Below are 7405 nucleotides of genomic sequence, written 5' to 3'. Positions count from 1 at the left end.
CCCGAAATCGCGCTGGCGCAATGGGCCGCCCGCCACATGACCCCCGAGGACCGCGCCAGGGCCACCGTCTTCACCTCGGGCGAGCATTGCCCCATGTGCGCCGCCGCGCATGGCTGGGTCGGGCTGGGGCGGATCGTTTATGTCCACTCGGCGCAACAATATGCCGACTGGATGGCCGAGCTTGGCCGCGGCCCCCTGCCCGTCCGTCCCATCCCCATCCAGGAGGTGGTGCCGGGCATCCCGGTCGAAGGCCCGGTGCCCGCGCTGGCCGAGGAGATTCGCGACCTCCACCGCCGCCATGCCGGACGGCAATCCTAGCGGCCTCCCACAGAAAACCGTGCCGTGATCGCGCCCGGGCGGGTCATCTTTCCCTGCCCAGCCAGCGCCCGCGACAAGACATGGCGGCATGGTGACGCAGGCCCCGCGGGGCATGCCTCGGCTCAGGCCACTTGACCCACGGGGGAACCCCCCGCACTCTCGCCTGAACGACCGGAGCCATGCCATGACCCCAGATGCTGCCAGGGAAATACTCCTCGCCCGCCGGGCCGAGTTGCTCGGCCATATCGAGCGCATCGAGGACCAGCTTGACGATCCCATGCCCAAGGACTGGGAGGATGCCGCGTCCGAGCGGCAGGGGGACGAGGTGCTGACCGCGCTGGGGCAATCCGACCGGGCCGAGATCCGGCGCATCGACGCGGCGCTGGCCCGGATCGAGGCGGACGAATACGGCGATTGCGTGAAATGCGGCAATCCCATTGCGGAAAAGCGGCTGCAGCTTCTGCCCGACACGCCCTTCTGCGCGAACTGCTCTCCGTAAGCCCTTCCAAGGGAACATTCCCCGCCCCTGCCGCATTTGGGCTTGAGAGCGTTCCGCGGAGATCAGCCATGCGCCAGCCAGCCCGATACTCTGCCGTCCAGATCGTGCTTCACTGGGCGGTCGTGGTCCTGATCGTCGTCCAGATTCTGACCGGCGACCTCATGAGCGAGTATTTCAGCGCCGTCATGCGCGCGGGCGGCGACCGGCCGCGGATGGGCAATGCCGTCTGGCACATGGTTTCAGGCACCTTGATCCTGGTCTTCATGGGCACGCGGCTGGCCCTGCGATTCACCCACGGGGCGCCGCCTGCCAAGGCGGATTCGCCCGGCTGGGACAGGGTGCTGTCCAAGCTGAACCACTGGCTATTCTATGTCGTGCTGCTGGCAATGCCGCTGGTGGGCGCGGCGGCCTACCTGATCCCCAGCCGCGCCCTGGGCAAGTTGCATGAGAACACGGCGGTGGTCCTGCTGGCGCTGATCGCGCTGCATCTTGCCGGGGTGGTCTATCACCAGTTCATCCGCAGGGACGGGCTGATCCGGCGGATGATCGACCCCGAGCATGGCGTCGAGCGGGTGCCCCCGGTCAACCCGCGCAGGTAAGAAAAGGAGAATCCTTCGGATGTCGCGGCTGTTCATGTTCATCCTGATGATCGCGGCCCCTGTGCTGGCGGGCGTGGGCGTCATCATCATGCTGGCGCTTGGCTATTACGACTGGCGCGCGATGCTGAGCGCGGCCGTGGTCGGCGCCATCGCGGGCTTTCCCGTGGCCTGGCTGGTCGCCCGCAGTATCCAGGCGACGGACCCCAAGGACAGCCTCTAGCCTTTAGCCCAGGAAGGCCGTGACCCGGTCCGTGACCTCGGCGGGCTTGTCCGCGTGCAGCCAGTGTCCGGTGCCGGGGATCGCCTCGATCACCGCCTGCGGGAACAGGGCGCGGATCTCGGCGCGGCCGGCGTCGTCCACATAGTCGCTGTCGCCGCCATGCAGGAACAGCGCCGGGCCGTCAAAGGGCTGCCCGCCGCCCGGCCAGCCGGTCAGCTTGTCCATGTTTGCCCGCAGCGCGGCAAGGTTCATCTTCCAGCGGGGGGGTTTCGCCCGGACGTCCAGCGACTGCAGCAGGAAGGCGCGGGTGCCCGGGTCCTTCAGGTTCTGCGCCAGCGCCGCATCGGCCTGGCTGCGGCTGGCCGCCGCGCTGAAGTCGGTGGCCTCGATGGCGTCGATCACGCCGGTTTGCGTATGGCTGTAGGCGACAGGCGCGATGTCCAGCACCACCAGCCGCCCGACCAGACCCGGCTGCGTCGTCGCAAGCCGCATCGCCGCCTTGCCGCCCATGGAATGGCCCACCACGTCGGCAAGGCCCCCATGCGCCACGATCACCTCGGCCAGATCGCCTGCCATGGCGTCGTAATCGTGGCGGTCGTCCCAAGGCGATTCGCCGTGGTTGCGCATGTCCACGGCGATCACCTGCCGGCTGTCCGACAGCGCGCGCGAGATGACGCCGAGGTTCCTTGCCTGTCCGAAGAGGCCATGAACCACGAGAACGGGCGGCTGCGGGCCGGGCTGGCCGGTGACGGTAAGCGAGAGTTCCATGCCCTCATGCTAACCGCTGGCGATGCGGCTGCAAGCCACCTATCCTTTCCCCCGGCAGGCGAGCGGGGGGCAAGCGATGGCGCAGCAGGACGTGCTGACGATGGCCGACGAGGTGGCGGTGCTGATGGCGGAACGCCTGGGCGGGGCGCGACGGGGCGCACGGCCCGACCTTGCCACGATGCTGCGCCGCCGGGGCGGGGCGCTGCCGCGCCGCCAGCGCCGTGCGGCGCGGGTGCTGGCAAAGGCCCAAAGGCAGGCGGCAACGCCCAAGCTGGCGCGGCAGATGGACACAACCGCGGCGGCGCGGGCGCATGGGTACCTCGTGCGCTATCTGCGCCCGCTGGGAAAGGCCGCGCGCTGGCAGGCGGGGGCGCTGAACGTGGCGGCGGCGGTGATGCTGGGGCTGCTGCTGGTCGGCGCGGTCGCCGTCTGGATCATGGTGCGGCGGGGGCTGGTCTGAGGCCCGGCGCATCCAGCGCCGGACCCTGTGTTCAGTCGAAGCGGCGCAGCCGCAGCGCGTTCGTCACCACGAAGACCGAGGACAGCGCCATCGCCGCCGCGCCCAGCATGGGCGACAGGCGCGGCCCGCCGAAGGGCACCAGCACCCCCATCGCCACCGGGATCAGCGCCACGTTGTAGGCGAATGCCCAGAACAGGTTCTGGCGGATGTTGCGCATCACCGCGCGGCTGAGCCGGATCGCCTTTGCCACGGCGGAAGGATCGCCCGAGGACAGCACGACCTCGGCCGCCTCGATGGCGACATCGGTGCCGGACCCGATGGCGATGCCGGTTTCCGCCGCCGCAAGCGCGGGGGCATCGTTGATGCCGTCGCCGACGAAGACGCTGCCCTTGCCCATGCCGTGGATCGCATCAAGCTTGCCTTCGGGCAGGACGCCCCCCGTCACCCGGTCGATGCCGATTTTCCGGCCCACGGCTTCCGCCGCCGCCTGCACGTCGCCCGAGATCATCCGCGTCTCGATCCCCAGGTCATGCAGAGCCGCGACCGCCGGGCCCGAGGTCTCGCGGATCGGGTCGGCCATGCCCATCACGGCGACATGCTGCCCGTCCACCGCCAGATGCACCGGGGTCGCGGCCTCGGCGGACAGTCCTTCGGCGCGGGCGATCAGGTCAGCGTCGGGGGCGATTCCCGCTTCCTCAAGTGCGCGGGCATTGCCGATCAGCACGCCGCGGCCCTCGACCGTCGCATTCAGCCCGCGCCCGGCATTGGCGGAAACCGAGGATGCGGCGGGCGGCTCGATCCCCCGCTCGCGGGCGGCGGCAAGGACGGCGGCAGCAAGCGGATGCTCGGACCGCGCCTCGGCCCCGGCGGCCAGCCGCAGCGCCTCGGCTTCGTCGATCCCGCGGGTTTCAAGTGCCACCAGGGCCGGGCGGCCTTCGGTCAGCGTGCCGGTCTTGTCGAAGCCCACCACCCGCGCATCGGCCAGCCTTTGCAGCGCGTCGCCGCGGCGGAACAGGATGCCAAGCTCGGCCCCCCTGCCCGTCCCGACCATGATCGAGACCGGGACCGCCAGCCCCATCGCGCAGGGGCAGGCGATGATCAGGACCGAGATCGCGGACACCAGCGCATTCGTCAGCCCCGCGCCCACCAGCATCCAGACGGCGAAGGTCAGGATCGCAAGGCCGATCACCACGGGCACGAAGACCCGCGTCACCCGGTCCACCATCCCCTGCACCGGCAGCTTGGCGGCCTGCGCATCCTCGACCATCCGCACGATCCGTGACAGCGCCGTGTCCGCGCCCACCGCCGTCACGCGATAGGTCAGCGCCGAGGCACCATTGACCGTGCCGCCCGTCACCGGGTCGCCGGTGGATTTCGTGACCGGCAGCGGCTCTCCGGTCAGCATGGATTCGTCGATGGCGCCCTGGCCTTCGGTGATCTCTCCGTCCACCGCGACGCGTTCGCCCGGCAGAAGCTGGACGAGGTCGCCGGGGACAAGCTCGGCCACCGGCACCTCGACCGCCGCGCCGCCGCGGATCACGCGGGCGCTGGAGGGCGCGAGTTCCACCAGCCGCCGGATCGCCTGCCCGGCCCGCCCGCGCGCCCGGGCCTCAAGCCAGCGGCCCAGCAGGATCAGGGTGACGATGACGGCGGCGGCCTCGTAATAGACATGCAGCCCGTCGGGCGGCAGCAGCCCCGGCGCGAAGGTGGCGACTGCCGAGTAAAGAAATGCCGCCCCCGCCCCCAGGGCCACGAGGCTGTTCATCTCGGGCGCGCCGCGCAGCAGCGCGGGGATGCCGAGCGCGAAGAAGATCCGCCCCGGCCCTGCCAGCACCGCCAGCGTCAGCAGGAACTGGGCGACCCACAGAAGCTGCATGTCCACCACGCCCATCAGCCAGTGATGGAAGGGCGGAAACAGGTGGCCGCCCATTTCCAGCACGAAGACCGGCAGCGTCAGGACGGCCGACAGGATCACGCGGCGGCGCAGCCCCTCGGCCTCGTCCTGCTGCGTGTCACGGGCAGGTTCGGCCCCTGCCTCGGGTGCCGTGGCCTTGTAGCCCGCCCGCGTCACCGTTCCCGCCAGCGCGGCCGGCGTGACCGAGGGCGCATGCGTCACCGTGACCGAGCGGGTGGCAAGGTTCGCCGCCGCCCCGGTGACGCCGGGCAGCGCAGCCAGCGCGCGTTCCACCCGGCCGGTGCAACTGGCGCAGGTCATGCCCTCGACCGACAGCCGCGTGGTATCCAGCGCCGCCGGATAGCCCGCGCGGCCGACCGCCTCGATGGCGGGGGCGGCGGCGGCGGGATCGTCCAGTTCCAGCCGCGCGCGGCGGGTGGCGAGGTTGACGGACGCGCCCGAGACGCCGGGGACGGCGGACAGGGCGCGCTCGGCCCGGCCCACGCAACTGGCGCAGCTCAGGCCCTCAAGTTCAAGTTCGAGATGATGTGATTGTGCCATGACATGCCTTTTCGATCCGGGAAGGGGGTGTCGAAAAGGGGCATCGGCGGCCCCTGGGGCCGGCAGGGCGGCCAGACGACCATCTCGGCCGGCTGCGGCAGGGTGATCTCTTCCGATTCAGGCGCAAGGAAAGCCGGCGGCACACGGGCCGCCAGGCGCCGCCCCTGCTGGTGGCAGCGGCAGCCGCGACCGCCCCGGCCCCGGCAGAGATGCGCGGGACGCACCGCCGCGCGGCGCGGGCGGAAGACAGGACGGGCTTGGGAACGGCAGCACATGGGCTTTCTCCTCCTGCCTCATATGGGCAGCAGATGCTGCAAGCGCAACGCCGCCACCTGACGGCTCTTTGAGTTGAAATGCCGCAGCGATGACGCTAGCGCAGGGGGCAAGAGGCTCACGAGGGACGAAGCCCATGAACCGCCGCCAGATGATGATGCTGACCCTGCCGCTGATCGCCGCGCCTGCCGCCGTGATGGCGCAGGCCACCGCGCCCGCCGCGCCGCCCAAGGCCAGGGCCGCCTATGACCCGGCGCCGACCGAGGTGCCGATCCGCGACGGGTTCGAGGTCGGCTCAATCGTGGTCGTCTCGGGCGACTACTACCTTTACCACGTCATCGCGCCGGGCCGCGCCATCCGCTACGGCGTGGCCGTCGGCACGAACGAGCTTGTCTGGAAAGGCCGCGCGCTGGTCGGGCGCAAGGTCGAATGGCCAAGCTGGACCCCCACTCAGGCGATGATCGAGCGCAACCCGGCGCAGTACAAGAAATACGAAAACGGATGCCCGGAGGTCCCACCAACCCGTTGGGCGCGCGGGCGCTTTACCTGCATACCGTGAACGGCCACGACACCGCGATCCGCATCCACGGCACGACCGACCCCGGTTCCATCGGGCGGGCGGTGTCGAACGGCTGCATCCGCATGCGCAACGAGGCGGTGATGGACCTTTACGACAAGGTGCCGCTGGGCGCCCCCGTCTACGTGTATTGATTGCAGCCTGCCGGGTTCCGCCTGACCAGCCTGTCGGACCTTGCGAAAGCCGGGTTCGACACGATCATCGACGCCCGGTCCCCGTCCGAGTTCGCCGAGGACCACCTGCCCGGCGCCATCAACCTGCCGGTGCTGGACGATTCCCAGCGGGCCGAGGTGGGCACGATCTACAAGCAGGTCTCGCCTTTCGATGCCCGCAAGATCGGCGGGGCGCTGGCCGCGGCCAATGTCGCGCGGCATGTCGCCGGGCCTCTGGCCGGGCATGACGGCGGCTGGCGGCCGCTTGTCTATTGCTGGCGCGGCGGACAGCGGTCGGGGGCCTTCTCGACCATCCTTGCCCAGATCGGCTGGCGCACGGCGCGGCTTGAGGGCGGCTGGAAAAGCTGGCGGGCGCTGGTGCTGCGGCAGGTGCAGGATCTGGGACCGCCCTGCCCGCTGGTGGTGCTGGACGGCAACACAGGCTCGGCCAAGACCGAGATCCTGCAGCGGCTGGCCGGGCGGGGGATGCAGGTGATCGACCTCGAAGGGCTGGCGAACCATCGCGGCAGCCTGTTCGGGGCGATGCCCGGCGGGCAGCCCCCGCAGAAGCTGTTCGAAAGCCGGCTGGCCGTGGCGCTGGCGGGTCTGGACCCTTCGCGCCCGGCGGTGGTCGAGGCGGAAAGTTCTCGCATCGGCGATCTGGCGGTGCCTCGCGCGGTCTGGCGGGCGCTTTGCACCGCGCCGCGGCTGCGGCTGCAGGTGCCGCTGGCCGAGCGCGCGGGTTATACGGCGCGCGCCTATGCCGATGCGGTGGCGGAACCCGGCCGGGTCGAGGCGACCGTGGCGCGGCTCGCCCCCCTGCACCCGGTTGAGCGGATCGAGGCCTGGCGCAGCATGGCCCAGCGTGGTGAATGGGCGGCGCTGGCCCAGGGGCTGATGCGCGACCATTACGATCCCCGCTATGAGAAAAGCCGCGCCCGGCATGGCGAGAACGAGCGCGGCGTGATCCCGGTGGCGGACCTGAGCCATGCCGGGCTGGACGCCGCCGCCGCGCGTGTCGAGGCGGCGGTCGGGCAATTGCGCTAGAACAGGCGTCGTGCCGGTCCATCCGGGCGCGTGATCC

General features: G+C 70.7%; 9 protein-coding genes and 1 pseudogene. 8 read left to right on the top strand and 2 right to left on the bottom strand.

Annotated elements, in window-relative coordinates:
• The 4 genes and pseudogenes from Q4F04_RS10935 to Q4F04_RS10920 all read left to right on the top strand — a co-directional run.
• Positions 1–318 (top strand): annotated as a pseudogene (locus Q4F04_RS10935) (nucleoside deaminase); the annotation flags it as partial.
• 184 nt (positions 319–502) lie between these two features.
• A complete protein-coding gene (locus tag Q4F04_RS10930; RefSeq protein ID WP_303369863.1) occupies positions 503–817 on the top strand; it encodes a TraR/DksA C4-type zinc finger protein in 315 nt (104 codons plus the stop codon).
• A 68-nt stretch (positions 818–885) separates the two neighbouring features.
• On the top strand, positions 886–1416 hold the full coding sequence (locus Q4F04_RS10925) for a cytochrome b (RefSeq protein ID WP_303369862.1): 531 nt from the start codon (positions 886–888) through the stop codon (positions 1414–1416).
• A 19-nt stretch (positions 1417–1435) separates the two neighbouring features.
• Positions 1436–1636, top strand: coding sequence for a hypothetical protein (locus tag Q4F04_RS10920; protein WP_303369861.1), 201 nt, complete (start codon positions 1436–1438; stop codon positions 1634–1636).
• 3 nt (positions 1637–1639) lie between these two features.
• Here the strand turns inward: Q4F04_RS10920 and Q4F04_RS10915 are convergent, their stop codons facing one another.
• A complete protein-coding gene (locus Q4F04_RS10915; RefSeq protein WP_303369860.1) occupies positions 1640–2404 on the bottom strand; it encodes an alpha/beta fold hydrolase in 765 nt (254 codons plus the stop codon).
• 76 nt (positions 2405–2480) lie between these two features.
• Here Q4F04_RS10915 and Q4F04_RS10910 point away from each other — a divergent pair, with 76 nt between their 5' ends.
• The gene (locus Q4F04_RS10910) at positions 2481–2864 is read left to right on the top strand and encodes a hypothetical protein (protein ID WP_303369859.1); all 384 of its coding nucleotides are present in this window, start codon (positions 2481–2483) and stop codon (positions 2862–2864) included.
• Positions 2865–2895: 31 nt separating this feature from the next.
• On the opposite strand, the gene Q4F04_RS10905 is transcribed toward Q4F04_RS10910, so the two are convergent.
• Complete coding sequence (locus Q4F04_RS10905) at positions 2896–5319, bottom strand: heavy metal translocating P-type ATPase (RefSeq protein WP_303369858.1); 2424 nt, start codon at positions 5317–5319, stop codon at positions 2896–2898.
• Between the two features lie 409 nt (positions 5320–5728).
• Between Q4F04_RS10905 and Q4F04_RS10900 the strand changes: the two genes are divergently transcribed.
• From Q4F04_RS10900 to mnmH, 3 genes are read left to right on the top strand one after another with little or no spacing between them, the layout of a single operon-like run.
• Entirely contained in the window at positions 5729–6151 is a 423-nt protein-coding gene (locus Q4F04_RS10900; protein WP_368660718.1) for a hypothetical protein, read from the top strand.
• Entirely contained in the window at positions 6094–6303 is a 210-nt protein-coding gene (locus Q4F04_RS16020; RefSeq protein ID WP_368660717.1) for a L,D-transpeptidase, read from the top strand. The genes Q4F04_RS10900 and Q4F04_RS16020 overlap by 58 nt, the downstream gene beginning before the upstream one ends.
• Positions 6304–7368 (top strand): tRNA 2-selenouridine(34) synthase MnmH, encoded by a 1065-nt coding sequence (gene mnmH / locus Q4F04_RS10895; RefSeq protein WP_303369857.1) that lies wholly within the window; start codon positions 6304–6306, stop codon positions 7366–7368. It begins immediately after the preceding gene.
• Positions 7369–7405: the final 37 nt, after the last annotated feature.

The sequence above is a fragment of the Paracoccus sp. (in: a-proteobacteria) genome, from assembly GCF_030536915.1.
In the GTDB taxonomy this organism is placed as follows: Bacteria; Pseudomonadota; Alphaproteobacteria; order Rhodobacterales; family Rhodobacteraceae; genus Paracoccus.
The sequence above is the reverse complement of the archived record's forward strand: the minus strand, read 5'-3'. Positions and strand labels throughout refer to the sequence as shown.

What these genes read in the sequence shown, in the direction of transcription:
- Q4F04_RS10930 (WP_303369863.1), top strand. Translation starts at nt 503, where the DNA reads ATGACCCCAGATGCTGCCAGGGAAATACTCCTCGCCCGCCGGGCCGAG.
- Q4F04_RS10925 (WP_303369862.1), top strand. Translation starts at nt 886, where the DNA reads ATGCGCCAGCCAGCCCGATACTCTGCCGTCCAGATCGTGCTTCACTGG.
- Q4F04_RS10920 (WP_303369861.1), top strand. Translation starts at nt 1,436, where the DNA reads ATGTCGCGGCTGTTCATGTTCATCCTGATGATCGCGGCCCCTGTGCTG.
- Q4F04_RS10915 (WP_303369860.1), bottom strand. Translation starts at nt 2,404, where the DNA reads ATGGAACTCTCGCTTACCGTCACCGGCCAGCCCGGCCCGCAGCCGCCC.
- Q4F04_RS10910 (WP_303369859.1), top strand. Translation starts at nt 2,481, where the DNA reads ATGGCGCAGCAGGACGTGCTGACGATGGCCGACGAGGTGGCGGTGCTG.
- Q4F04_RS10905 (WP_303369858.1), bottom strand. Translation starts at nt 5,319, where the DNA reads ATGGCACAATCACATCATCTCGAACTTGAACTTGAGGGCCTGAGCTGC.
- Q4F04_RS10900 (WP_368660718.1), top strand. Translation starts at nt 5,729, where the DNA reads ATGAACCGCCGCCAGATGATGATGCTGACCCTGCCGCTGATCGCCGCG.
- Q4F04_RS16020 (WP_368660717.1), top strand. Translation starts at nt 6,094, where the DNA reads ATGCCCGGAGGTCCCACCAACCCGTTGGGCGCGCGGGCGCTTTACCTG.